Source organism: Paractinoplanes durhamensis, from assembly GCF_016862175.1.
Classification (GTDB): Bacteria; Actinomycetota; Actinomycetes; order Mycobacteriales; family Micromonosporaceae; genus Actinoplanes; species Actinoplanes durhamensis.
Map to the genome: position 1 here is coordinate 59,078 of NZ_BOML01000059.1, position 22,498 is coordinate 81,575.

Annotated in this window: 25 protein-coding genes; 15 read left to right on the forward strand and 10 right to left on the reverse strand. The window is 71.3% G+C overall.

The features are described 5' to 3' along the window. The first annotated feature begins 6 nt into the window (after positions 1 to 6). Complete coding sequence (gene hemW / locus Adu01nite_RS36880; RefSeq protein ID WP_203733939.1) at positions 7 to 1,209, forward strand: radical SAM family heme chaperone HemW; 1,203 nt, start codon at positions 7 to 9, stop codon at positions 1,207 to 1,209. Between the two features lie 88 nt (positions 1,210 to 1,297). Here the strand turns inward: hemW and Adu01nite_RS36885 are convergent, their stop codons facing one another. After that, on the reverse strand, positions 1,298 to 1,939 hold the full coding sequence (locus Adu01nite_RS36885; RefSeq protein WP_203733940.1) for a DUF4870 domain-containing protein: 642 nt from the start codon (positions 1,937 to 1,939) through the stop codon (positions 1,298 to 1,300). Positions 1,940 to 2,093: 154 nt separating this feature from the next. On the opposite strand from Adu01nite_RS36885, the gene hrcA reads away from it, so the two are divergent. Together hrcA and dnaJ are read left to right on the forward strand one after the other, a co-directional pair. Further along, complete coding sequence (hrcA, locus tag Adu01nite_RS36890; RefSeq protein ID WP_203733941.1) at positions 2,094 to 3,116, forward strand: heat-inducible transcriptional repressor HrcA; 1,023 nt, start codon at positions 2,094 to 2,096, stop codon at positions 3,114 to 3,116. Between the two features lie 34 nt (positions 3,117 to 3,150). After that, positions 3,151 to 4,290, forward strand: coding sequence for a molecular chaperone DnaJ (gene dnaJ, locus Adu01nite_RS36895; RefSeq protein ID WP_203733942.1), 1,140 nt, complete (start codon positions 3,151 to 3,153; stop codon positions 4,288 to 4,290). Between the two features lie 66 nt (positions 4,291 to 4,356). On the opposite strand, the gene Adu01nite_RS36900 is transcribed toward dnaJ, so the two are convergent. Next, positions 4,357 to 4,989 carry an FMN-dependent NADH-azoreductase gene (locus tag Adu01nite_RS36900; protein ID WP_203733943.1) on the reverse strand — a complete coding sequence of 211 codons (633 nt, stop codon included), beginning with the start codon at positions 4,987 to 4,989 and terminating at the stop codon, positions 4,357 to 4,359. A 118-nt stretch (positions 4,990 to 5,107) separates the two neighbouring features. On the opposite strand from Adu01nite_RS36900, the gene Adu01nite_RS36905 reads away from it, so the two are divergent. Then, positions 5,108 to 5,626, forward strand: a complete 519-nt coding sequence (locus Adu01nite_RS36905; protein WP_239132982.1) for a MarR family winged helix-turn-helix transcriptional regulator — start codon at positions 5,108 to 5,110, stop codon at positions 5,624 to 5,626. Between the two features lie 5 nt (positions 5,627 to 5,631). Continuing rightward, positions 5,632 to 6,015, forward strand: a complete 384-nt coding sequence (locus Adu01nite_RS36910) for a PNPOx family protein (protein ID WP_203733944.1) — start codon at positions 5,632 to 5,634, stop codon at positions 6,013 to 6,015. A 117-nt stretch (positions 6,016 to 6,132) separates the two neighbouring features. On the opposite strand, the gene Adu01nite_RS36915 is transcribed toward Adu01nite_RS36910, so the two are convergent. After that, positions 6,133 to 6,444: a hypothetical protein gene (locus tag Adu01nite_RS36915; protein WP_203733945.1), complete on the reverse strand. Its 312-nt coding sequence runs from the start codon at positions 6,442 to 6,444 to the stop codon at positions 6,133 to 6,135. Between the two features lie 157 nt (positions 6,445 to 6,601). On the opposite strand from Adu01nite_RS36915, the gene Adu01nite_RS36920 reads away from it, so the two are divergent. Continuing rightward, a complete protein-coding gene (locus Adu01nite_RS36920) occupies positions 6,602 to 7,294 on the forward strand; it encodes a GH12 family glycosyl hydrolase domain-containing protein (protein ID WP_203733946.1) in 693 nt (230 codons plus the stop codon). Positions 7,295 to 7,382: 88 nt separating this feature from the next. On the opposite strand, the gene Adu01nite_RS36925 is transcribed toward Adu01nite_RS36920, so the two are convergent. Together Adu01nite_RS36925 and Adu01nite_RS36930 are read right to left on the reverse strand one after the other, a co-directional pair. After that, complete coding sequence (locus Adu01nite_RS36925; protein WP_203733947.1) at positions 7,383 to 8,186, reverse strand: IclR family transcriptional regulator domain-containing protein; 804 nt, start codon at positions 8,184 to 8,186, stop codon at positions 7,383 to 7,385. A gap of 33 nt (positions 8,187 to 8,219) precedes the next feature. After that, entirely contained in the window at positions 8,220 to 9,626 is a 1,407-nt protein-coding gene (locus Adu01nite_RS36930) for an amidohydrolase family protein (RefSeq protein ID WP_203733948.1), read from the reverse strand. Between the two features lie 200 nt (positions 9,627 to 9,826). Here Adu01nite_RS36930 and Adu01nite_RS36935 point away from each other — a divergent pair, with 200 nt between their 5' ends. The 5 genes from Adu01nite_RS36935 (at position 9,827) to Adu01nite_RS36955 (ending at position 14,000) form a co-directional block, all read left to right on the forward strand. Continuing rightward, positions 9,827 to 10,966, forward strand: coding sequence for a CaiB/BaiF CoA transferase family protein (locus Adu01nite_RS36935; protein WP_203734100.1), 1,140 nt, complete (start codon positions 9,827 to 9,829; stop codon positions 10,964 to 10,966). After that, positions 10,951 to 11,730 (forward strand): citryl-CoA lyase, encoded by a 780-nt coding sequence (locus Adu01nite_RS36940; RefSeq protein ID WP_203733949.1) that lies wholly within the window; start codon positions 10,951 to 10,953, stop codon positions 11,728 to 11,730. Before Adu01nite_RS36935 ends, Adu01nite_RS36940 begins: the two co-directional genes overlap by 16 nt. A 2-nt stretch (positions 11,731 to 11,732) precedes the next feature. After that, positions 11,733 to 12,596 (forward strand): DODA-type extradiol aromatic ring-opening family dioxygenase, encoded by an 864-nt coding sequence (locus Adu01nite_RS36945; RefSeq protein ID WP_203733950.1) that lies wholly within the window; start codon positions 11,733 to 11,735, stop codon positions 12,594 to 12,596. 85 nt (positions 12,597 to 12,681) lie between these two features. Beyond that, entirely contained in the window at positions 12,682 to 13,044 is a 363-nt protein-coding gene (locus Adu01nite_RS36950; protein ID WP_203733951.1) for a hypothetical protein, read from the forward strand. Then, the gene (locus tag Adu01nite_RS36955) at positions 13,041 to 14,000 is read left to right on the forward strand and encodes a quinone oxidoreductase family protein (protein WP_203733952.1); all 960 of its coding nucleotides are present in this window, start codon (positions 13,041 to 13,043) and stop codon (positions 13,998 to 14,000) included. The genes Adu01nite_RS36950 and Adu01nite_RS36955 overlap by 4 nt, the downstream gene beginning before the upstream one ends. On the opposite strand, the gene Adu01nite_RS36960 is transcribed toward Adu01nite_RS36955, so the two are convergent. After that, positions 13,997 to 14,818, reverse strand: a complete 822-nt coding sequence (locus tag Adu01nite_RS36960) for a sigma-70 family RNA polymerase sigma factor (RefSeq protein WP_203733953.1) — start codon at positions 14,816 to 14,818, stop codon at positions 13,997 to 13,999. The two genes, Adu01nite_RS36955 and Adu01nite_RS36960, sit on opposite strands and share 4 nt — an antisense overlap. Before the next feature lie 118 nt (positions 14,819 to 14,936). Here Adu01nite_RS36960 and Adu01nite_RS36965 point away from each other — a divergent pair, with 118 nt between their 5' ends. Continuing rightward, positions 14,937 to 15,395 (forward strand): carboxymuconolactone decarboxylase family protein, encoded by a 459-nt coding sequence (locus Adu01nite_RS36965; RefSeq protein ID WP_203733954.1) that lies wholly within the window; start codon positions 14,937 to 14,939, stop codon positions 15,393 to 15,395. Positions 15,396 to 15,427: 32 nt separating this feature from the next. Beyond that, positions 15,428 to 16,090, forward strand: coding sequence for a hypothetical protein (locus tag Adu01nite_RS36970; protein WP_203733955.1), 663 nt, complete (start codon positions 15,428 to 15,430; stop codon positions 16,088 to 16,090). A gap of 6 nt (positions 16,091 to 16,096) precedes the next feature. Here the strand turns inward: Adu01nite_RS36970 and Adu01nite_RS36975 are convergent, their stop codons facing one another. The 3 genes from Adu01nite_RS36975 to Adu01nite_RS36985 are packed head-to-tail and all read right to left on the reverse strand — an operon-like array spanning position 16,097 to position 19,285. Beyond that, positions 16,097 to 17,383: a hypothetical protein gene (locus Adu01nite_RS36975; protein WP_203733956.1), complete on the reverse strand. Its 1,287-nt coding sequence runs from the start codon at positions 17,381 to 17,383 to the stop codon at positions 16,097 to 16,099. Beyond that, positions 17,355 to 17,987: a class F sortase gene (locus Adu01nite_RS36980; protein ID WP_203733957.1), complete on the reverse strand. Its 633-nt coding sequence runs from the start codon at positions 17,985 to 17,987 to the stop codon at positions 17,355 to 17,357. The genes Adu01nite_RS36975 and Adu01nite_RS36980 overlap by 29 nt, the downstream gene beginning before the upstream one ends. Further along, positions 17,987 to 19,285, reverse strand: coding sequence for a hypothetical protein (locus Adu01nite_RS36985; RefSeq protein WP_203733958.1), 1,299 nt, complete (start codon positions 19,283 to 19,285; stop codon positions 17,987 to 17,989). Before Adu01nite_RS36985 ends, Adu01nite_RS36980 begins: the two co-directional genes overlap by 1 nt. A 151-nt stretch (positions 19,286 to 19,436) precedes the next feature. Between Adu01nite_RS36985 and Adu01nite_RS36990 the strand changes: the two genes are divergently transcribed. Together Adu01nite_RS36990 and Adu01nite_RS36995 are read left to right on the forward strand one after the other, a co-directional pair. Next, positions 19,437 to 20,882, forward strand: coding sequence for a serine/threonine-protein kinase (locus tag Adu01nite_RS36990; RefSeq protein ID WP_203733959.1), 1,446 nt, complete (start codon positions 19,437 to 19,439; stop codon positions 20,880 to 20,882). A gap of 36 nt (positions 20,883 to 20,918) precedes the next feature. Further along, on the forward strand, positions 20,919 to 21,653 hold the full coding sequence (locus Adu01nite_RS36995) for a 16S rRNA (uracil(1498)-N(3))-methyltransferase (protein ID WP_203733960.1): 735 nt from the start codon (positions 20,919 to 20,921) through the stop codon (positions 21,651 to 21,653). Positions 21,654 to 21,656: 3 nt separating this feature from the next. Here Adu01nite_RS36995 and Adu01nite_RS37000 read toward each other — a convergent pair whose 3' ends face one another. After that, positions 21,657 to 22,496, reverse strand: a complete 840-nt coding sequence (locus tag Adu01nite_RS37000) for a hypothetical protein (RefSeq protein ID WP_203733961.1) — start codon at positions 22,494 to 22,496, stop codon at positions 21,657 to 21,659. Positions 22,497 to 22,498 lie beyond the last annotated feature (2 nt).

A 22,498-nucleotide genomic window follows, 5' to 3' on the forward strand; every position in this document is an offset into this window, starting at 1 on the left:
TGACGGATGGCCGGTGCTCTTCCCGATGGTGATCCCGTTCCGCTGGACGGGTCGCTCCCGCATGCCGCGGCGGCCGCCGCCGGGAAAAACGGATTCGCGGTCTATGTTCACGTTCCGTTCTGTGCGAGCCGATGCGGGTATTGCGACTTCAACACCTATACCGCCAGTGAACTGGGCGGAGGGGCCGGCCGGGACGAATACGCCGACACGGTCCTTCGGGAGTTGAAGCTCGCCGCGACCGTCATCGACCCGGAAAAAGTGGACACGGTGTTCGTGGGTGGCGGCACCCCGACCCTGCTGAGCGCCGACGACCTGGGCCGGATCCTGGAGGGCATCGACAAGACCTGGGGTCTGCGCAGCGATGCCGAGATCACCACCGAGGCCAACCCGGAGTCGGTCACCCCGGACTATCTGCGGACGCTGCGGCGCAACGGCTTCACCCGGATCAGCCTGGGCATGCAGTCGGCCAGCCCGGCCGTCCTTCGAATTCTCGATCGCACGCACACCGCCGGGCGGGCCCCGCAGGCCGCTCTGGAGGCCCGGGCGGCCGGCTTCGACCACGTCAACCTGGACCTGATCTACGGCACCCCGGGCGAGACCGCCGAGGACTTCGCCGGTTCGCTGGCCGCGGTCATCGACGCGGGCGTGGACCACGTCAGCGCGTACGCCCTGATCGTCGAGGACGGCACCCGGATGGCCGCGCGGATGCGCCGGGGCGAGCTCCCGTTCCCCTCCGACGACGTGGCCGCCGACCGCTACCTGGCCGCCGAGCAGGCGCTGACCGCGGGCGGGCTGGATTGGTACGAGGTCTCCAACTGGGCCGCCGGCGACGACGCCCGCTGCCGGCACAACATGCTCTACTGGACCGGCGCCGACTGGTGGGGGCTCGGGCCGGGCGCGCACAGTCACGTCGGCGGGGTGCGCTGGTGGAACGTCAAGCACCCCACGGCGTACGCGAAGAAGCTGGCCGATGATCACTCGCCGGGCCATGCCCGCGAGATCCTGACCGACGCGGACCGCCGGGTCGAGGACATCATGCTGCGGGTCCGGCTCCGCGACGGCATCCCGCTGACGCTGGTCGATGCGGCCGGGGCCGCGCAGGCGCTCGGGGACGGTCTTCTTGAGGCAGGGGCGTACGCGGCGGGGCAGCTGGTGCTGACCCTCCGTGGGCGCCTGCTCGCCGACGCCGTCATTCGTGACGTGGTGTGACGGGCGCGGGATGGATGAGTGCGCCGGGCCCCCGACCCGGCGACGCCCCTGCCTTTACCTGACGGCTGCCTTTACCTGACGGCCGGCGCTACTTGATGAGCGAGACGGTCATCGGGTAGTTGTAGCCCTCGTTGTTGCTGGCCTTCACGCCGGCGATGATGCCGAAGACGATGCCGACGATCATCGCGGCGATCCAGACGAAGAAGCCGATGACGATGCACGTCGTGATCCAGCCGACCAGCGCGATGATCGACCAGAGGACCTGGAAGTTCAGCGCCTTGACCGCCTCGGCCCGGACCACCGGCGACTGCGGGCCCCGGGCGAGGAACGCGATCAGCGGTGCGATCCAGCCCGCCAGCCCGCCACCGAGGAAGGCGCCGAGCGCGCCCCCGAAGTGCGCGATCAGCACCCAGGTGCGGTCGTCCGGGCCGGTGGCCTGGGGCGCGCCGTACCCGTACTGCTGCTGCTGCGGGGGCGGGTTGTAGCCGCCGGGCGGGGGACCGTAGCCGCCACCGCTGGACGGCGGCGGGTTGTAGCCGCCGGGCGGCGGTGCGTAGCCGCCACCGCTGGTGGGCGGCGGAGCGTAGCCGCCCGGCGGGGCCGGCGGCGGGGTCGGGTCGGCCGGTGGTGGTGTCGATCCGGCAGCCGGGTCGTTAGCCGCATATGGGTTGAATGGCGCGGTCGGGTCGTTCCCGTTACCTTCACCAGGCGGACGAGGCGGTTCAGTCATGGCTGCCACCGTAGGACCGCAGCTCAATCGGGTCGAGAGCGACATGCACGCGGAGTCGATGAATAGACAGCTCCACTCGATCATCGCGCTGTCGCCTGCGGCGAAGTAGACTGGCACTCTGTCGCCGGGAGTGCCAGGCCGGGAGGAGGTCGGAATGAGTCTGGATGACCGCAAGCTCGAGGTGCTGCGCGCGATCGTCGAGGACTACGTCGAGACTCAGGAGCCGGTCGGCAGCAAGGCGCTGGTCGAGCGCCACCAGCTCGGCGTCTCCCCGGCCACGGTGCGTAACGACATGGCCGTGCTGGAGGAGGAGGGCTACATCCGGCAGCCGCACACCAGTGCCGGCCGGGTGCCCACCGACGCCGGCTACCGCCTCTTCGTCGACCGTCTCTCCAAGGTCAAGCCGCTCAGCCCGGCCGAGCGCCGCGCGATCGAGCGCTTCCTGATCGGCGCGGTCGACCTCGACGACGTCGTGCACCGCACGGTCCGGCTGCTCGCCCAGCTGACCCGCCAGGTCGCGGTCGTTCAATATCCGTCGCTGGCCCGCTCGTCGGTGCGCCACCTCGAGCTGGTGCCGATCTCCACCACCCGGATCATGCTGGTGATGATCGCCGACACCGGCCGGGTCGAGCAGCGCCTGGTCGAGCTGCCGGGGCCGGCCACCGCCGACGACGTGATGGAGCTGCGCCGCAAGGTCAACGAGAAACTGGCCGGGCAGCGGCTCTCCGACACCCCGCCGCTGGTGCAGTCGCTGGTCGACGAGTGCCCGCCCGGCCGCCGCGGCACGATGGCATGTCTGGCCAGCGTGCTGCTGGAAACCCTCGTCGAGCGCAGCGAGGAGCGTCTCATGCTCGCCGGAACGGCGAACTTGACTCGGGGAGGTGTGCTGGACTTCCAGGGCACGCTTCGTCCGGTGCTCGAAGCCCTCGAGGAGGAGGTCATCCTGCTCAAGCTCATCGGTGACCTGGAGCCGAGCAAGACACGGGTCCGCATCGGCGACGAGAACGAGTTCGACAACCTGCGCTCGACCTCGGTGGTGAGCACCGGCTACGGGCCGGGTGCCACCATCGTCGGTGGGCTCGGGGTGCTCGGCCCCACCCGGATGGACTACCCCGGCACCATCGCCACGGTGCGGGCGGTGGCACGCTACGTGGGCGACCTGCTGGCACAGAATTGACGGAACCGCGCTGACATTGAGGACTCCAAACCCCGTGGCCAAGGATTACTACGGCATTCTCGGCGTGAGCCGGGAGGCAACCGACGACGAGATCAAGCGCGCCTACCGCAAACTGGCTCGGCAGTACCACCCTGACGTCAACCCGGACCCGGAAGCGCACGAGAAGTTCAAGGACATCAACGCGGCGTACGAGGTCCTGTCCGACGACCAGAAGCGGCAGATCGTCGACCTGGGCGGTGACCCACTCGCACCCGGCGGCGGGGTCGGCCCCGGCGGTCCCGGTGGTGCCGGTCCGTTCGTGGGCTTCCAGGACATCATGGATGCGTTCTTCGGCACCGCCGCCGGTGGTGGCACCCGGGGTCCGCGCCCGCGCACCCGGCCCGGCGCCGACGCGATCCTGCGCCTCGAGCTCGACCTGGTGGAGACCGCGTTCGGCGTCGAGGCGCCGATCACCGTCGACACCGCGGTGCTGTGCACCCAGTGCTCCGGGGCCGGCACCGCGCCCAGCACCCACCTGGCCACCTGCGAGACCTGCGGCGGCCGCGGCGAGGTGCAGAGCGTGCAGCGCACGTTCCTCGGCCAGGTCGTCTCGTCCCGTCCCTGCGCCACCTGCCAGGGCCACGGCACGGTCATCCCGCACCCCTGCCCGACCTGCGCCGGCGACGGCCGGGTCCGCACCCGCCGCTCACTCACCGTGAAGATCCCGGCCGGCGTCGAGGACGGAATGCGGATCCGCCTGGCCCAGCAGGGCGAGGTCGGCCCGGGCGGCGGCACGGCCGGCGACCTGTATGTCGAGATCAGCGAGCGGCCGCACGACGTCTACTCCCGCAAGGGCGACGACCTGCACTGCCGGGTCACGCTGCCGATGACCGCGGCCGCGCTCGGCACCCGGCTGACGATCAAGACCCTCGACAGTGAAGAGGCGATCGAGGTCAAGGCCGGCACCCAGCCCGCCAGCACGCTGCGCATCCGCGGCAAGGGCGTGCCGCACCTGCGCGGTCAGGGCCGGGGTGAGCTCTTCGTGCACCTCGATGTGAAGACGCCCACCAAGCTGACCGCCGAGCAGGAGCGGATGCTGCGCGAGTTCGCCAAGACCCGCGGGGAGGACGTCGCCGAGCTGAGCAAGCAGGGCGGCTTCTTCAGCCGGATGCGGGACGCTTTCAACGGTCACTGAGGTTTCGACAACGCAGAAACGCCGCCGGTGAGCTCACCGGCGGCGTTTCTGCTGGTGCTGGGTCGTTCAGCGGGCGGCGTGGGTCCGCCCGGCGTGCGCGGCCGCCTCGTGCGCGGCCTTCTTCAGCAGGTCGGCGGCGTCCCGGAGGGACTCCATCGCCGGGCTGACGTGGGCCAGGGTCAGCTCCCGCTCGACCAGGGTGAGGTCGGCGCCCCACACGTCCTCGACGATGCGGCGGATGAACGAGGTGTTGTGGTCCCAGCCCTCACGCGGGGTGCCCGGGCTGTAGCCGCCGCCGCGGGTGGTCACCACGATGGCCGGCTTGCCGTCGAGCAGCCGCTCACCGTTGGGGCCACCGGCCAGGACGAGGTCGATCCAGATCTTGGCGTGCTGCGAGACGCCCCAGTTGTAGAGGGGCAGGGCCAGGATGACGGCTTCGGCGTTGCGGACCTCGTTGTTGAGCTGCTGGGCCAGCGCCACGCCGGCCTGCTGGTGCTCGTTGCGCTGGTCCTCGGGGGTGAAGGCGCCGCCGATGGCGTTCTGCCAGGCGTCCGCGGGCAGCGGCTCGGAGCCGAGATGGCGGCGGATGAACTCGGTGCCCGGGCGGACGGACAGCCACTCGGCCTCGGCCACGTCGGCGAGCTCGGAGCTGGCCGAGTTCGGTCCCTGGATGCTGGCGTCGATACGCAGAACGGTCACGGCTCTCCCTGGTGGGTGCGAACTGGTCTGATCGACCGGTTGGTGTTGAATGTTCAAGTCGATGGTGCCACGATTCGACTTGAACATTCAAGTCGCCCGAGGGAGATACAGTGCGGTGGTGAACATCGCCACACCCCCGCCGGAGGACGAGGTCCCCTGGCTTTCCGAGGATGAGACCGTTGCCTGGGTGACCCTCACGGCGATGCTCATGCATCTGCCCGCCGCCATCGACGCGCAGCTCAAGCGCGATTCCGGCCTCAACTTCTTCGAATACTCGATCCTGGTCTCGCTGTCCCGGCCGGCCGAGCACGCGGTGCAGATGAGCAGCCTCGCCCTGCTGGCCGGCGGCTCGCTGTCCCGGCTGTCCCACGCGGTCAGCCGGCTGGAGAAGCAGGGCTGGGTCCGCCGGAAGGCGGCGACCGGGTGCACCGAGGCGGTCCTCACCGACGAGGGCATGGCCATGCTGGAGAAGGCGGCCCCCGGGCACGTCCGCGAGGCGCACCGCCTGGTCATCGAACCGCTCACCCCGGCCCAGGTCCGGCAGATGCAGCGGATCAGCCGGCAGATCCTCGAGGCCGCCGCCCCCGAGGTCGGGGCCGCGATCGACGTCGTCACGACCGTGATCCACGACTGTTGAGGCGGGTGTGGTTCTGGCTGCTGAAAAACAGCCTGAACCGGGTCGTCGTCCGGCTGGCCCGGCGCGGTCGCGGGCCGTTCGCGCTGGTCCGGCATGTGGGGCGGACGAGCGGGGCGTCGTACGAGACGCCGCTGCTGCTGGCTCGGATCGATGGTGACTTCGTCGCCGAGCTCACCTACGGGCCGCGGGTGGCGTGGCATCGCAACGTGGTCGCGGCCGCGGGCCGCTGCCAGGTTGTCGCCGGCGGCCGGATCTATGAGATCGATCGGGTCGAGGTGTTGCCGGCCGGGGACGGGCTGCGGGCGTTCGGGAATCCGGCCGCCGTCGTGCTGCGGCTGCTGCGCCGTCGTGATTTCCGGCTGCTGGTCGTCGCCCGGTCGGGCCCCTAGCTCGGCCGACTCCACACGCGAAAGGCGCGTTGCGGCCGTGCGTGGCACTTGGTCGCGTGCGGCGGCGGAAGTGCCCTCGTTCGGCGGGGAGGGGTGGCGCGTACTCGGAATGTGGCCTTAGAGAAGGTTGTCGGCTCGGTCGATCAGCAGGGGGATCAGGGCCGCGCGCCAGGTTTCCATGTGGACGTGGCCGCTGGACAGGCCGCCGTGGGCGAACTCGGGGCGGTAGACGGACGGGTCCATCTCGCTTGCCAGATCCACGCCGACCAGGCGGTTGAACGCGGCGTAGAGCATGCGCTCGACCTCGCCGAGGGTGGGTGGCAGGTAGGTGTCGCCCAGGTGATCTCGCATCGCCTGCCACACCCAGGGATCGCCGCGCAAGCCCCAGACCTCGGGCTCGGGGTCGAAGAGGTCGGCCGCCGTCTTCATGAGATCAGGTTGGCATCTGTGGTCGGTTTTCGCACGCCGAGATTTCGCGGGAGATGAAGCAAACCTTAAATAGATTTGCATCGCTTGCCGGGAGTGCGGTCGGGCGGCCTAGCGTCGATTTGTCCTTGGCGCCCGATACCCACCGCAAGGAGACATTGTGTTCCGTTCCCTCCGCCTCGCCATCGGGGCATTCGTCGTGGCGGTGACGCTGGCGTTCACCGCCGGCACCGCCAACGCGGCCGTCTGGTACTCGACCGATCGCTGGGGCACCTGGACCAGCGGCAGCTACACGCTCTACAACAACGTCTGGGGCTCCGGTTACGGACCGCAGACGATCTGGGCCAACTCGACCAGCAACTGGGGCGTGTGGGCCAACCACCCGAACACCGGCGGGATCAAGGCGTATCCGAACGCGACCCGCTACATCGGCCGGACGGTCAGCTCGATCGGCACGCTGACCAGCAGCTTCAATGTCACCGTGCCGACCAGTGGGGTGGCGTTCACCTCGGCCTACGACATCTGGTCGTCGGACAATGCGCACGAGATCATGCTGTGGATGAACTACTACGGCGCGGTCGGGCCGCTGGGCACGCTGCAGACCACCGCGACCGTGGGCGGGCACACCTGGAAGATCTACCGTGGGTCGAACGGGTCGAACAACGTCTACTCGTTCGTCCGCACCAGCAACACCAGCTCCGGCACGGTCAACGTCGCGGCGATCGCGCAGTGGATCCGGTCGGCGGGCTGGTTCGGCAACGTCACGATCGGCAATGTCCAGTTCGGATACGAGATCACGTCGTCCTCGGGCGGCAAGGACTTCGTCACGAACTCGTTCTCGGTCTCCGGCTGAGGTTCTCGGCCTGGGGTTCTCGGCCTGGGGTTCTCGGCCTGAGGTTCTCGGCCTGATCGGGGCGCGGGGTGCGTGGGACCCCCGCGTCTCAGACCGTCACGGCGGGGACCGCTGCGGTCAGTGACCAGTCGTGGCTGATGTCGGCGGCCGTGCGCAGAAGCTTCGGCAGGTGCTCCTCCAGCAGGGTCTCGATCGTGGTCTCGGCGGCGTGCACGGTCACGTTGATCGCGGCGATCACGTTGCCGTCGCCGTCGCGGACACCGGTGGCCACCGACCGGACGCCGGGCGCGAGGTCCTGGTCGGCCAGCGCCCAGCCCTTCGCCCGCACCTCGCGCAGGGTGGTGTCGAGCTCGGCGGCCGAGGGCTGCCAGCGCGCGGTGATGCCGGAGCGGGACCCCTCGGCCATCACCTCCCGTAACGCGGCCACCGGCAGGCCGGCCAGCAGCACCTTGCCCATGCTGGTGGCGGGGGCGGGAAAGCGGGTGCCGATGGTGACGGAGAGTGTGACGATCTTGGGGACGGCCACCCGCGCCACGTAGACGATGTCGGGGCCGTCGAGCTGGGCCATCGAGCTGGACTCGTTGGTCTGGGCGACCAGCTTCTCCATGTGCGGGCGGGCCACGTCCCACATGCTCAGCGCATTGACATACGCCATGCCCAGCTCCAGCACACGCGGGGTCAACGCGTAACCCCGCGCGGCCTGACGGACGTAGCCGAGCGCCTCGAGCGTGATCAGGATGCGGCGGACGGTGGGGCGGGCGAGGCCGGTGTGACCGGCGATCTCGCTGAGCGTCATGGCGGGGGTGCCCGGCCGGAAGGAGCGCAGGACGTCGAGGCCACGGGCCAGGGCCTCGATGAAGTCGGGCCCGGCGCCCCTTCCGGTGTCGGTCATGGGCTCATGCTTTCATTGGCCGGTTTCCGGACCCTACTTGGTGTACTGGTAGGGATTGTGCAGGATGCGGGACTCGGGGATCTCCGGGTTCATGCCCCGCGCCCACAGGTCCTCGCCCATCGTCTCGCGCAGGTGGTCGACGGTGGCGCCGACCTTCGCGCGGGCGGCGGCCAGGTCGACCCCGACCAGCTTGCCGTCCTGCTTGACGACCTTGCCGCCGACCAGCACGGTGTGCACGTCGCCGCGCTGCGCCTGGTAGACGACGTGGCCGTAGGGGTGCAGCACCGGGAACATGGCCGGTGAGGCGTCGTTCTTGATCAGCACCACGTCGGCCTTGCGGCCGGGGGTGAGCGCGCCGATCTCCGAGTCCATCCCGAGGGCCTTGGCGCCGCCCCGGGTGCCCCAGTCGACGACCTGCTCGGCCCGCAGGTGGTGGTGGGTGACCGTGTCCTTGGTCGAGTGCGCTTCCATGTGCTCGCGGGACCGGTCGGCGGAGAGCGTGGTGCGCATCGCCGAGAACAGGTCGCCGCTCCACCACACGCTGGTGTCCATCGACAGCGACACCGGGATGTCGTGCTTACGCAGCAGCCAGGTGGGCGGGTAGCCCTGGCCGGCGCTCTGCTCACTCTCGGTGGAGACGCTCACCGAGCCGCCGGTGGCGGCGATCCGGTGGTACGAGTCGGGGCTCAGGGTGGCCGCGTGCACGTAGACGGTGCCGGGCGTCATGAAGCCGTTCTCATACATGAGGCGGATGCCGTCGTCGTTGGTGGCGCCCCAGACCCCGGCGTGCGTGGTGACCTTGACGCCGAGCTCGCGGGCCACCTCGAAGGCGGCCTTCTCCTGGAAGGCGGGGTCGCCGGGGATGTCGAAGGCCAGCTGGAAACCGGCCAGCTTGCCGCCGTCGATGCGCCGCCGGTAGAAGTCGCGGAACGCATCCGAGGTCGACCACTCCCACGGGCCCTGCTGGATGTTGCCGTAGGCGAGGACGAACCGGCCGGGCACCGCCTCGAGGGCGTCGACCGCGGCGTCGGCGTGGTCGGTGGTCTGCAGGCCGTGCGACCAGTCGACGGTGGTGGTGACGCCGGAGTCGATCGCCTCGATCGCGCCGAGCAGGTTGCCGGCGTGCACGTCCTCGGGGCGGAACAGCTTGCCGGACTCGAGGTAATACCAGACGAAATACTGGGTGAGGGTCCAGTCGGCGCCGTACCCGCGCATGGCGGTCTGCCACATATGCCGGTGCGTGTCGACCATGCCGGGCATGATGATTCCGCCGGACGCGTCGATCTCGAGGGCGTCGTCGGGCGCGGTCAGATGGTGCCCGACCTCGGCGATCTTGCCGCCGATGACCAGCACGTCGGCGCCGGTGAGCACCGTGTGCGAGTCGTCCATGGTCAAAACGAGGCCGTTGCGGAGGACCACCGGCCGGTCGCTGTCGCTCATCGCCCATCCTTTCGAAGTTTTCCCGGTCAAGAATTCCGGACCACTGTCCGCTCAGCGGGCAGGGCGAGTTTCGCCAGTGTGCGCCCGGTCACGTTCGGGGTCAATAGTTTGTTTCGGCTGTGTGAAGCGGCCGTTGACAGTGCAGGTGTCGAGGCGCAAGCTGTTTCAGCGGACGAGTGTCCGCAGAACGGGCGGTGACGATGGTGCAGGGACCTTTGCGGGGCCCTTTGCAGGGTCTGCTGGTGGCGGATTTCTCCCGGATTCTGGCCGGGCCGTACGCGACGATGCTGCTGGCCGACCTCGGCGCGCAGGTGATCAAGGTGGAGGGGCCGGGCGGGGACGACACCCGCACCTGGATGCCACCCACCCGCGACGGCGTCTCGACCTACTACCTGGGCATCAACCGCAACAAGCGATCCATCGCCCTGAACCTGAAGGATCCGGACGATCAGGCCGTGGCGCGTTCGCTGGCCGGCCGGGCCGACATCATGATCGAGAACTTCAAGCCGGGCGGCCTGGCTCGTTTCGGCCTCGACTTCGAGTCCGTTTCTTCTGTTAACAGCAAGATCATTTACGCCAGCATCAGTGGCTTCGGTTCTGGCGCGGGTGCGGACCTGCCCGGGTACGACCTGATGGTGCAGGCGATCTCGGGTCTGATGAGCCTCACCGGCGACCCGGACGGCCCGCCCTATCGCGCCGGCATCTCGGTGTTCGACGTGATGGCCGGCATGCACGCGACGATCGGCATCCTCGCCGCGCTGCGGCACCGCGGCGAGACCGGCCGGGGCCAGCACGTCGAGGTCAACCTGCTCAGCTCCGCGCTGTCCGGCCTGGTCAACCATTCGAGCGGGTACGTTGCCGGCGGCACTATCCCGTTCCGGATGGGCAACGCGCATCCCAGCCTCTTCCCGTACGAGCCGCTGCCGTGTGCGGACGGTGAGCTGATCGTGATCGCCGGGAACGACGGGCAGTTCCGCAAGCTGTGCCAGGTCCTCGACCTGCCGGAGCTGCCGGACGATCCGCGTTTCGGGCGTAATCAGGACCGTACGGCGAATCGGGAGGAGCTGCGGCCGATCCTGGTGGAGCGGCTCGGCAAGCGCGGCAAGGACGACTGGTTCCGCGACCTGATGGCGGTCGGAGTGCCGTGCGCGCCGATCAACACGATCGACGGCGGCGTGGCCCTCGCCGAGGAGCTGGGCCTGAACCCGGTGATCGACGCCGGCGGGGTGCCCGCGGTCCGTAACCCGATCACGTTTTCCGAGACCCCGGCGGCCTACGAGCTGCCGCCGCCCGGTCTGAACGAGCACGGCGAGGAGATCCGAGAGTGGCTGAAGAACTGAGCTTTCCCACCGGGCTGGGCACCTCCACCCCGGAGACGATCTCGCTGCTCGGCAAGGATCTCGCGGCCGATCTGATGGGCAAGGTGGGCTTCGGCGAGCTGGCGTTCTGGCTGGTCGCCGGGCGCCGGCCGGCGCCCTCGGAGGTGCGGCTGTTCGAGGCGGTGCTGGTCGCCCTCGCCGATCACGGCTTCACCCCGACGGCGATCGCGGCCCGCCTGACGTATCTTTCGGCTCCGGACTCGCTGCAGGGGGCGCTCGCCGCCGGTCTGCTCGGCGGCGGCTCCCGGTTCCTCGGGGTGACCGAGGACTGCGGCCGGTTCCTCGCCGAGACCCTGGTCGCGGCCGGCACCGAGCGCGACTACGACGTCATCGCCCTGGAGGCGGTGCAGAAGGCCCGGGAGCAGAAGAAGTTCATCCCCGGCCTCGGCCACCCGGTGCACAAGGAGCGGGACCCGCGCACCCCGGTGCTGATCGCGATCGCCGAGGAGGAGGGCCTGCGCGGCCCGCACCTGCGGCTGTTCGAGGCGATCGGCCGGGTCCACCCGCAGGTGCTCGGCAAGACGCTGCCGCTCAACGGCGCCGGGGTGTGCGGCGCGGCCCTCGCCGACCTGGGGCTGCCGACCGACCTGCTGCGCGGGTTCGCCCTGCTGGCGCGGGCGGCCGGGCTGCTCGGGCAGCTCGCCGAGGAACGCCGCCGGCCGATCGCCAACGACATCTATCTCACCGTCGATCGCAACGCCGTCTACGAACCCCGAGAGGACTGACTATGGCCAGCATCGTCGCGGTCATCGCCTCGACCCACCACCCCTTCTACTACAAGGCCAGCACGGCCACCGGCGAGGACCGGCCGCCGTTCGCCGACGAGTGGGTCCGGAAGATCACCGCCTTCCGGGAGACGCTCACCAAGGCGAACCCGGACGTCCTCGTGATGGTCGGCTCGGACCACTTCCATCAGCTGTGGCTGGACAACATGCCGCAGTTCCTGGTCGGCAAGGCGCCGTTCTACGACGCGAACTGGTACAACGAGGAGCGCGAGTTCGGCCTGCCGAAGATGCTGCTCAAGGGCCAGGAGGACCTGTCGTCGCACATCCTGCGGGCCGGTCTGGACTCGGGTTTCGACCTGGCGTTCAGCAACGAGCTGCGGATCGACCACAGCGTCACCTGCCCGATCATCACGTTGCGGCCCGAGGCCGACCTGCCGATCGTGCCGATCTACACCAACATCTTCGCCCCGCCGCTGCCGCAGCCGTCGCGCTTCGTCAAGCTCGGGGAGGCGATCCGGCGCATCGTTGAGGAATGGCCGTCGCACCTCCGCGTGGCCGTGATCGGCACCGGCCACCTCTCCCTAGAACTGGGTGGACCGCGACAATTCGGACCGCACGGGCCTGACCCCGAGTTCGATCGCCGGGCGGTCGAGTGGATCGCCACCGGGGACCTCGACAGCTGCCTGCGGGAAGTCTCGCTGGACAGCCTGCACTCGCCGGGCAACGCGACCCACGGCTTCATGGACTTCATGCTGATGATGGGCGTGGCCGGGGCGGGCGCGAAGGCCGACTATGTGGACACGCTGGACCTGTTCCACACCATGGAGGCCTATTTCACCTGGTACCCGAACGGAGTTCCGGCATGAGCGCCTGCACCGAGCGGCACTTCCGTGAGGTGGGACGCCAGGCCGAAGGCGAGGGCCAGAAGGGCATGCCAACGGAGGGCTCAGCATGAGCAAGTACCTGCTGAACAAGTTCCTGTACACGGTGGACCGCGACCCCGCACTGGTGGAGCGCTACCGGTCCGAGCCGCACGACATGGTGGCCTGGTGGGAGTCCACGATGGCCAACGCGGTGCTCAACTCGCACGGCGGCGAGGCGTCCACCTGGCTGTCGTTCACCGACGAGGAGCGGGCCGCGCTGGCCGACCACGACCACTGCAAGCTCTTCGAGCTGGGTGCGCACCCGTTCCTCACGCTGACGCTGTTCATCGCGATGTTCGAACGGGACAACACCGAACCCCTCGAATATCAGAAGGCGTACGGTGCACGGATGGCCCACTTCTCGATGCCGTACCCGGACATCGCTACATGATCCCCGCGGCCGTGCTGCGCGTCTGCGGCCGGCCTCCGTCGCTGGAGAAGCGACGGCCGCCCGTGCCGGGCGCCGGCGAGGTGCCGATCACCGTGGCGGCGGCGCCGATCACCCCGCTCGACCTGCTGTGTGCCTCCGGCACCAGCTATTTCGGGACGCCGGCCACGCCGTACGTGCCGGGTGTGCAGGGGGTCGGCTACCGCGAGGACGGTACGCCGGTCTGGTTCGCCACCTCGGCCGGAATGCGCCCGGGCGACGGCAGCATGACCGCCCTCGTCTCGGTGCCCTATGTGGACGTGGTGCCGTTGCCGCGGGGCGTGCCGCTGCCGTTGATCGCGGCGCTCGGCCTCTCCGCGGTGGCCGCGCACTCGGCGCTGACCCGCACCGGCGGGCTCACCCCGGGCGAGACCGTGATCGTGCTCGGGGCCGGCGGTGTGGTCGGTCAGGCCGCGATCCAGCTGGCCCGGCTCTCCGGCGCCGGCCGGGTCGTCGCCGTGTGCCGTTCGGCGCAGGCGCAGGACCGGGCGGTCCGGCTCGGCGCCGACGCGGCCGTCCCGCTGTTGCCGGACGACGACCCGATGTCGCTCGCCGACCGGCTGCGGGACGCCTCCGGCCCGGCCGACCTGGTGCTCGACCCGGTGTTCGGGGTGCCCGCGGCGGCCGCGCTGCGGGTGCTGCGGCCCGGCGGGCGGCTGGTCAACCTGGGCAGTTCGGCGTCGCCGACCGCGCCGATCGACTCGGCCACCCTGCGCAGCGGTTCGCTGCACGTGCACGGCTACACCAACAACGCGCTGTCCACCGCCCAGCGGGCCGAGTCGCTCACCGAGGTCGCCGAGCACGCGGCGGCCGGCCGGCTGACCGTGGACCACGAGGTGGTGCAGTTCGCCACGGTCGCCGAGGCCTGGGCCCGGCAGGCGGCCGGGGACACCGACGGCCGGATCGTGCTGGTGCTTTAGAGCGGCGCGATCACCGTCCCGACCAGCACCGCAGGGTCGGTGATCGCGTCCAGCGACGTGATCCGGCCGCCGGTGAGACCGACCCGCACGGCCACCACGATCTCGGTGCCGCGCAGTACCGCGATGCCGAGGGCGCCGTCGACCAGGGCTGGGCGGGCGGCCTGGGCGCGACCGGCGAAGTACCGCGCCACCGCTGCCGATCCCTGGTTCTTGACGATGTCGTCGACCCGCATCTCGACGTCCGGGTCGAGCAGGGTGAGCAGCGTGCCCAGCTCGCCGCCGCGGGAGGCGGTCAGGAACGCGTCCACCACCTCCCGGCCGGCGGGTGCCTCCGCCGGTGTGGCCCGGACCCGCCGCCGGGCCCGGCTGGCCAGTTGCCGGGCCGCGTCCGGGGAGCGGCCGACGATCGGGGCGATCTCCTCGAACGAGACGGCGAACAGGTCGTGCAGGACGAAGGCGAGCCGCTCGGCCGGGGTGAGGGTCTCCAGGACGACCAGGAGCGCGAGCCCGACCGAGTCGGCCAGCAGAGCCTCCTGCTCGGGGTCGCTGCCGCCGTCGCCGGGTGGCTCCGCGGCGTACTCGTCCTCGCGGCGGGCCGTTCGTTGTCGCAGCATGTCCAGGCAGACCCGGCCGACCACGGTGGTCAGCCAGGCGGCGAGGTTGTCGACGCCGTCGTCGCCGGTGCGGCTGAGCCGAAGCCACGCCTCCTGGACCGCGTCGTCGGCCTCGGTCGCCGAGCCGAGCATCCGCAGGGCCACCGCGCGCAGCCGCGGCCGGTTCGTCTCGAAGCTTGCGGCCAGAACGTCGTCGTTCGTCATATGCCCTCCCGAGGCTTTTGTGGCTTACGCCACATCGGTCACATTCGCTGATGCGGGTTCGTCACCCACACGACGGATGACATCGCGCCGATGTGACGGCGCCGAGAGGAGAAACATCATGACGGCTCGGATCGAGAACCCCGCGACGCTGCTGCCGGACGCCGTGAAGGCGATCAACCTGCTCTACAAGGAGGCCCACTCGGCCGGCGTCGAACCGGCCATCCTCGAGTTGGTACACCTGCGGGCCAGCCAGATCAACGGGTGCAGCGCCTGCGTGGACTCGGGTGCCCGCAACGCCCGCAAGAACGGGGAGACCGAGGAACGGCTGTTCGCGGTGGCCGTGTGGCGGGAGACGCCGTACTTCACCGAGGCCGAGCGGGCCGCGCTCGCCCTGGCCGAGGCGGCCACCCGGCTGGCCGACCGGCCCGACCCGGTGCCGGACGACGTCTGGGCCGCGGCCGCCGCGCACTTCGACGACAAGCAGCTGGCGGCCATCGTGCTGTGGATCGCGACCACGAACTTCTTCAATCGGATCAACGCGACGACCAAGCAGCCCGCTCCGCAGAATTGGGGATGAGAGTGTCGTAGGTCCGGTCTAGCATCGCCCGCATGACGGGGACCGAAAAGCCACGCGTCGTGCGTGTGGCGGCCTGGCTGACGCTGGCACTGGCGCCGGCCGGGCTGCTGCTCGTGCTCGACGGCATTCTGGAATTGCAATGGTGGGGCAGCGCGGGCGCGACCCGCCTGCTCGCACTGCTCGACAGCATCGACACCGAGTACGGCATCGCGGCGCCCGCCCTGCTGCGCAGCCGGGAGGGCGCGGTCGAGCTGATCGTTCTCGGGGTCTTCTGCCTCGGGTATTCATTGCTCGGCATCTGGCTGCTGCGCGGCCGGCTGTGGGCCCGCACCTGGGCGTTCGCGGCCGGCGCCGCGGCCGTCCTGTTCGGAGTCATCGGGGTCGGCGGCGACGCGACCGAGTCGCGCACCCTGTCCACCTACTTCGACGCGCTGACCGGCTCGGTGCTCACCGACCGCATCCCGCAGGTGCAGGCGCTGCTCTACCCGGGGTGGTATTCGTGGGCCGAGGACATCGCGCAGGGCCTGCAACTGCTCCTGTCACTGGCCGCGTTCGCCGGTCTCGCCGCCGCGGTGATCTCGCACAGCGACTGGTTCACCGGGGGCCGGGCCGTGGACGCGCCGCCCGACGACTGGGATTCCGCCCTGTCCCGGGTGCGTGAGCAGTCCCGCCGGCAGCGCGAGGCCGACTCCTGACCCTCGCTATCCGGACCAGGGCACCCGGGCCTGGCCGCGGGCCGGCCCGGGGACGCTCGCCCGGCCGGAGAAGACGCTGGTCAGGCCGGGTTTACCGGTCGGCGGGCGAGGTCGTCGGCGCAGCGCGATCAGCACGATGACCAGGGCCACCAGCGCGGCCACGCCCAGCGCGATCAGCAGCGTCCGGGCGAACGGGAAGCCTGACTTCGCGACCTCCGGGCGGGGCAGCGTGATCTCGCCGGCGCCCGGGCCGACGGTGACCGTCACCGTCGCGGGCAGGATGTCCGGCGTCAGGAAGCGCACCAGATAACGGTCGCGGAGCGTGGACTCGACCTGGTCGAGGGCGGGCACCACGACCGGCTCGGCGGCCGGCGCGAAGAAACCGCCGGTCGACGCGGCCGCCGCCGACCAGTAGTCGCCGGCCGTGGCCGTGCCGACCACGACCAGCAGCGTGCCCTCGGCGCGGAACTCGGCGGCGATCTTGTCGGCGTCCTCGTCGCCGGCGGCCGGCGCCGACGTGTACATCACCACGAGCCGGCGGCCGGTCGTGGTCTGTTTGAACTGGGTGCGGGCCAGCGCCAGGGCGGCGGCGGTGTCCCGCTCACCGCCGGCCGTGATCGTGGTCAGCGCCGACACCACCCCGGACGGGCCCTGCTGCGGTGCGGTGAGCACGGCGGCCGGCTTGCGGTCGGGGATGACCACCGACGCGGTGCCGGCCGGGGCTTCCAGGATGAAGCGGGCGGCGGCGCTCAGCCAGGCCGGCAGCGTGCCGGCGCCGTCGGCGGAGGCGTCCACCACGAGGGCGACCGACATGCCGGCCGACATCACCGGGAGCAGGTCGGCGGGCTGGGCCTTGCCGTCCACCCGGACCTTGGCGGTGCGGCGGTCGGCGGCGTCGACGGCGGCCAGGTCGACCACGAGCGTGGTGTGCCAGGAGGCGTTGAGGGCCGCGGCGATCGGCATCGGCACGGTGGGGATCGGCGGGGCGCTCGACCTGGAGGCGGACGGCTTGGCGGTGGAGGGGCTGGTCGACGGCTTGGCCGACTTGCTGCTGGACGGGCTGGCCGACTTGCCACCGGACGGGCTGGTGGAGGGCGCGGCGAGCGGCTGTGCGGCGAGCGGCTGTGCGGCGAGCGGCTGTGCGGCGAGCGGCTGTGCGGTGGCCTGCGCGGCGGGCGCGGGCGCGGTGGCGATCGGCGGCACGGCGGTGGCTGGGGCGGCGTTCGTCAGGGCCGCGATCAGCGCGGCCACGACGGCGGCGGCCCTAGGCCAGGTCGGCGAACGCAATGACATTGTCCCGGTAGCTGCCTTGGTTCCGATCGAAGCTTCCGCCGCAGGTGACCAGCCGGAGCGTGGGGTCGAGGGTGGGTGCGTAGACGAGGTCGGTGGGAAACTCTACCTTCGGCACGCGGGACACTTTAGTGATCTTGAAGGTGGCGGTGGTGCCGTCGGAGCGGTCGACCCGCACGGTGGTGCCGGGCCGCACGGCGGACAGGCCGATGAAGATGCCGGGGCCGGTCTTCGAGTCGACGTGGCCGAGGATCACCGCGGGGCCGGGCTGGCCGGGGCGCGGGCCCGGTTCGTACCATCCGGCCACGTCGGTGCGGCCGGGGACCGCGATCGTGCCGTCCTTCTGCAGGCCGAGCCGTTCGACGTTGCTGTCCACGTGCAGGGCCGGGATGCGCAGCCGGACCGGCACGGCGACGGCGTCGTAGGTGCGGTCCGAGTGGAAGGCCGGCGGGGCCGAGGCCGGGGCAGCCAGTGCGGTTGCCGTCACCCCCGCCGTCACCCCAGCCGTCGCCGCGGTTGCCGGCCGCGGCTGGTCCTCCCAGCCCAGGCCGCCGAGCAGGGCCAGGGTGAGGGCGGCGAGGGCCGGGACGCGGACGGCCGGCGGCATCAGCGCCCCGGCTGGGCGGGAGTCGGCTGGGCGGGAGTCGGCTGGGCGAGAGCCGGTCCGGGGCGGGACGACACGGTCGCGGCCATGCCGCCGTAGCCGGTTTGGGCGCCGCCGCGTGGCAGCCGCGCCGCCACGCTTGCCCCGAACGCGTCGGCCAGGGTCCGGGCCAGGTCGAACATCTGCTGGTACGTCTCGTAGGCGACGTCGTGGGCGGTGGCGTAGTCCTTCGACGCGTATGCGTCGGCGTGCCGCATCAGCATCGCGTCGTGCTTCCGCAGCGCCGCCGCGAGGTCGCCGGTGCCCATCCGCTTGCCGGTCGCGCCGGCCAGGAACGCGCCGAGTCGCTGCTCGATGCCGGCCATCGCGGTCTTCGCCGTGTCCTTTTTCGCCTGGTCGGTGCCGGCCTGGGCGTACGCCACCAGATGGTCGGTGTGATCGGCCCACAGCGACTGGAACTGCTTGGCCGCGGCCGCGCCGAACAGGGTGTCGATGGCGGCGGCCAGGTCGCGGGTGTTGCCGTTGATCATGTCGCCGGAGGCGGCGAAATCCGGTGTGCCGGTCACCGCGGCCCGGGTCAGGTCCTCGATCAGCACGGCGTGCTCGGCGAGCAGCTTGCCGAGCTGCGACCGCAGCCGCCACAGCGGCTCGCGGAGGGTGCCGGCGTCGGCGGGCGGCAGCAGCGCCCCGGCCAGGGTCAGCCCGAGGTCGTAGGTGTGCTGGTAGCCCATCCGGTAGAGGTCGTCGGCGGCGGCGTAGTCACCGGCCGCGTACGCGTCGGCCTGCCCTGTCAGATGTCCGACATGCTGCACGACGGCGGCGCGGGCCGCGGCCGAGCTGAGCCGGCCCTGCGACGCCCCGGCGAAGAAGTCACCGAGCGATTCCTCGTATTCGGTGAGCTCGTGCACGGCGTCGCCCTTGGCCGCTTCGTCACGGGCGGCGAGGGCCCCGGCGTACGCAAAAAGCTCGATGATGTGTTCTGACCACAGTGGACTGAACTTGTCCGCCGCCGGTTTGCCGAAAAGCTGCCCGACCAGGGCGGTCATGTCGGTGGTGTTGCGGCCCAGGGCGGCGTTCGCGGCTTGTACGAAGTCGTCGTCGCCCCGGATCCGGCTGCGCATCAGGTCGGCGGCGAGGACCGAATGCTGACCGAGGAGCGCCTCGAACCGGATGGCCAGATCGGCCGCCGCCGGGGTGGCCTGGGCGACCGGAACGGCGCCGGGGGAGGGCAGGAGGAGGAGCAGGCCTGCGCAGAGGATCGGCAGCGCCCGCCAGAGCTGGCCATTTCCACGTTTCCGCATGTGCATCGTCCGGCCGTATCCATGAGTTTACGGATCAGAAAGCGTTAAGGATCAATCTTCGAGGCCGACCATACGCCCCGGCCGTCGGTCGGCGCGAGGCCGGAAAGCGACACCCCCCACACGGTGCGTCCATGCAGTAGCGTCCGAAAACATGGTGACGGTGGGACAGCTCGTCGCCGGGCGCTACCGGGTCCTGCACCCGCTCGCCGAGGGCGGGATGAGCCATGTCTGGCTCGCCCACGACGAGGTCGACGACATCCCGGTGGCGATCAAGAAGTGCGCCTTGCCGGCGGGCCTCACCCCCGACGAGGAAGACGTGTTCCGGGTGTGGACCGCCCGGGAGGCCCGCTCGTTCGTCCTGGTCGACCACCCCAACGTGGTGCGCACGCTGGATGTGCTGCATGAGGACGATGCGCCCTGGATCGTGATGGAGTTCGTCGCGTCCCGATCGTTGCAGCAGGTGCTCGACGAGTCCGGCCCGCTGCCGCCGGCCCGGGTCGCCGGCATCGGCCTGGCCGTCCTGGAGGGCCTGCTCGCGGTGCGCCGGGCCGGTCTGCTGCACCTCGACGTGAAGCCGTCCAACGTGCTGATCGCCGACGACGGCCGGGTGATGCTCAGCGACTTCGGGCCGGCCGTCACGGCCGAGGGGGTCCGGGCCCTGGCCGGGGTCGGCATCGTTCTCGGCTCGCCGAAATACCTCGCGCCGGAGCGGCTGCTCGACGGGCTGGCGCTGCCCGAGTCCGACCTGTGGTCGCTGGGCGCCACCCTCTACCACGCGGTCGATGGCCGGCCGCCGTTCGTGCGGGCCACCACCGCGGAGACGCTGCGCGCGCTCACCGACGAGACCCCCGAACCGCCGCGGCAGGCCGGCCCGCTCACCGAGGTGATCGTGGCCCTGCTGCGCCGGGTGCCGTCGGCCCGGCCCGAGCCGCCGATGGTCGAGCACGCGCTGCGGGCGGTGATCGGGCAGCCGGCCGACCGCCGGGGGCTGCCGCCGGCCGCGGCCCCGCCGGTGCCGGCCGAGCCGGGCCGCAAGCGCCGGATCGCGGTCGCCGCCGCCCTGATCGGGGTGCTGATCGCGGTGGGCGCCGTGGTCGGCCTGGTCCGCCCGGAGGACCGCGCCGGCAGCCCGGCCGTGGCGAGCCCGCCGTCCGCGGCGCCGCCGGCCGCGCCCGCCGGCTGGTACTGGTACATATCGCCGGTCGGCCTGCGGGTGATGCTGCCGGCCGAGTTCCCGGTGTCGGGCGGGGTCTTCGGCGTCTCGGTCGCCGGTTCCGCCACCCGGCCGCACCTGGAGATCTCGACGGTGGCCGACCAGTCGGCAAACCTGCTGGAGACGCTGACCACCACCGAGGGCAGCGTCGGCATGCTCGACTACCGGCGGCTGCGGATGGCGCAACTGCCGGACGGTGCCGAGTGGGAGTACACGTATCGCAGCGGCGGCCTGCTCGGCGACATGCATGCGCTGCAGCGGCTGGTCATCCTGGACGGGCACGTGTACCGGTTCGAGTGGGAGGTCCCGGCCCGGAGCTGGGTGTCCGAGCTCTCCCGGTTCAACATGATCGTCGACAGCTTCCAGCCGTCGTCCGGCGGCTGACGGCCGGTCCGATAGCCGGTCCGATAGCGTGCGGGAGTGTCCGCACCCCTGTTCCTCGTCGACGGCCTGCCCGCCGGTTCTTCGTACACCCTCGACGGGCCGGAGGGCCATCACGCGGCCACCGTGCAGCGGCTGCGGGCCGGTGAGGTGCTGATTCTCGCGGACGGGCGCGGTGGCAGTGCGACCGCCGAGGTGACCGCGGTCGGCCGGGGCAGCGTCGACGTGACGATCACCGGGCGCGACCTGGTGCCGGCGCCCGACCCGCGGCTCGTGGTGGTGCAGGGCATCGCCAAGGGCGACCGCGGCGAGCTGGCCGTGCAGGCGATGACCGAGATCGGGGTCGACGAGATCCTGCCGTGGGCGGCGTCGCGGTCGGTGGCGCAGTGGCGCGGCGACCGCGGGTTCAAGGCCCGCGACAGGTGGGCCGCGACCGGCCGGGAGGCGGCCAAGCAGGCCCGGCGCTCCTGGCTGCCGCTGGTCGGCGGCGATCCGGACTGCTCGACGAAGCAGGTGTCCGCCCGGCTCGGTGCGGCCGCGGCCGCGTTCGTGCTGCACGAGGAGGCGACGACCCGGCTGGCCACCGCCGAGCTGCCGGCGGCCGGGGAGATCGTGCTGGTGGTGGGCCCGGAGGGGGGCATCAGCGACGCCGAGCGGGTGGCCTTCGAGGAGGCCGGCGCGACCGCCGTGCGGCTGGGCCGCGAGGTGTTGCGTACGTCGACCGCTGGGGTTGCCGCCCTGGCGGTTCTCTCCGCTCGCCTCGACCGCTGGTAGAGCTCAGCGCTGACGCATCAACTGGCGGCGGTCCAGGCCCGGCAGCGTGATGTGCTCGTCGAGGCCGTCGCCGGTGGCGATCCGGCCGGCGACGCGGGCGGCGATCCGGCGGGTGAGCAGCCGGCGCAGGCCGCGGGCGCGGATCTCGCCGTGGAAGTCGCCGCCGGGGGTGCGCAGCCGGCCGGCCTGCCGGGCGATCGACGGGATGAGCTCGGCGAACGGGGTGTAGAGAGCCTCGGTCGAGGGCGAACCCAGGTACTCGAACGGCGCCGAGCCGGCCATCGGCTCGAAGCGCACGCCGATCAGCTTCAGGTTGCGGTGGGCGCGGTGGTCCAGCATGGCGACCAGATGGCGTACGCCGGCCAGCCGGCCCGCGTTGAGGAAGGTGCGGTAGAGCAGCGTGCTGACGGTCAGCCCGGACCGGCCGCCGCGGTAGGCGGGCCGCACGGCGAGCGTGGCGAAGTCCCAGATCCGGCCGTTGACCAGGTTGTGCACGGTCACGATGGCGGACAGCGAGGTGCCGATGCGCTCGGGTGCGTCGTCCAGGGTCTTGCCGCCACCGTCGATCACCCGGGCCGCGCCGGCCGGCATCCCGGTCCGCCGGTCGAGCACGATGAAGAACAGGCTGTCGTCCTCGTAGCGGCGGTACTCGGCGGCCATCTGACCGGCGTCGTTGCCGAACGACTCCTCGAAGACCTGCCGTTCGAGGGTGCGGGCCACGTCGGCCATCGGGGAGGCGGAGCTGACCGCGAGGGCCACGAAGCGGCTGCCGGTGGAGGGGTGCGCGGCGAGGGCGGCGGCGGTGCGCTGCCGGACGGTGGGCTCGTCGAGGTCGTACGACACGA